Origin of the sequence: Cohnella mopanensis (assembly GCF_022352055.1) — a bacterium.
GTDB classification, from domain to species: domain Bacteria; phylum Bacillota; class Bacilli; order Paenibacillales; family Paenibacillaceae; genus Cohnella; species Cohnella mopanensis.
This window is the reverse complement of sequence record NZ_JAKRWM010000046.1, coordinates 1-1,735: the sequence shown is the minus strand read 5'-3', so window position 1 is coordinate 1,735 and position 1,735 is coordinate 1. Positions and strand designations below refer to the sequence as shown.

Here is a 1,735-nt window from a genome sequence, read left to right as displayed (position 1 = left end):
CGTGCTATTCACACTACCGGGGCACCCCTTCTCCCGAAGTTACGGGGTCATTTTGCCGAGTTCCTTAACGAGAGTTCTTCCGCGCGCCTTAGAATTCTCATCTCGCCCACCTGTGTCGGTTTGCGGTACGGGCACCTTCTCCTGGCTAGAGGCTTTTCTTGGCAGCGTGGGTACATGACCTTCGGTACTATGATTTTCCCTCCCCATCACAGCTTGAGGTATTAGTGTGCGGATTTGCCTACACACACCTCTCACTGCTTGGACGAGCTATTCCATCAGCTCGCGTCGTTCTCCTCCTGCGTCCCCCCATTGCTCATAACGGATTACGGTGGTACAGGAATTTCAACCTGTTGTCCATCCACTACGCCTTTCGGCCTCGCGTTAGGTCCCGACTTACCCTGGGCGGACGAACCTACCCCAGGAACCCTTAGGCTTTCGGCGGACAGGATTCTCACCTGTCTTTTCGTTACTCATACCGGCATTCTCACTTGAATGCAGTCCACCAGTCCTTACGGTCTGACTTCTACCCGCATTCAACGCTCCCCTACCCAAGACACATAAGTGTCATGCCATAGCTTCGGTGGTGTGTTTAGCCCCGTTACATTTTCGGCGCAGAGTCACTCGACCAGTGAGCTATTACGCACTCTTTAAATGGTGGCTGCTTCTAAGCCAACATCCTGGTTGTCTTCGCAACTCCACATCCTTTCCCACTTAACACACACTTGGGGACCTTAGCTGATGATCTGGGCTCTTTCCCTCTTGACAACGGATCTTAGCACTCGCTGTCTGACTCCCGAGTATACATACATGGCATTCGGAGTTTGACTGGACTTGGTAACCCTTGGCGGGCCCCGCACCCAATCAGTGCTCTACCTCCACGATGCTCAACCTCGAGGCTAGCCCTAAAGCTATTTCGGGGAGAACCAGCTATCTCCGAGTTCGATTGGAATTTCTCCCCTACCCCCACGTCATCCCAGAGCTTTTCAACGCTCACGAGTTCGGGCCTCCAGTGAGTGTTACCTCACCTTCACCCTGCACAGGGGTAGATCACACGGTTTCGGGTCTACGACCACGTACTTATTCGCCCTATTCAGACTCGGTTTCCCTTCGGCTCCGCCTCATCAGCTTAACCTTGCACGTGAACGTAACTCGCCGGTTCATTCTACAAAAGGCACGCCATCACCCCTAGATCGGGCTCTGACTTCTTGTAAGCGCACGGTTTCAGGTTCTTTTTCACTCCGCTCCCGCGGTGCTTTTCACCTTTCCCTCACGGTACTGCTTCACTATCGGTCGCCAGGTAGTATTTAGCCTTGGCAGATGGTCCTGCCGGATTCCCACGGGGTTTCTCGTGTCCCGCGGTACTCGGGATCCGTCTCGGAGAGAGAAGATTTTTGGCTACAGGGTTTTTACCTTCTGTGACGGGCCTTTCCAGACCTCTTCGCCTAATCTTCTCTTTTCTTACTCCATGTGAGACGTCCCACAACCCCTGAGAGCAAGCTCTCAGGTTTGGGCTTCTCCGCTTTCGCTCGCCGCTACTGACGGACTCACTATTGTTTTCTGTTCCTCAGGGTACTTAGATGTTTCAGTTCCCCTGGTGTGCCTCCAATGACCTATGTATTCAGTCAAGGGTAACTACCCATTACGGTAGCTGGGTTTCCCCATTCGGAAATCTCCGGATCAAAGCTCACTTACAGCTCCCCGAAGCATATCGCTGTTCGTCGCGTCCTTCTTCGGC

The 1,735-nt window shown here is 53.3% G+C and carries 1 rRNA gene; it reads right to left on the bottom strand.

Features of this window, described 5'->3' with window-relative positions:
• A 23S ribosomal RNA gene (locus L3D05_RS26275) occupies positions 1-1,735 on the bottom strand; the annotation flags it as partial.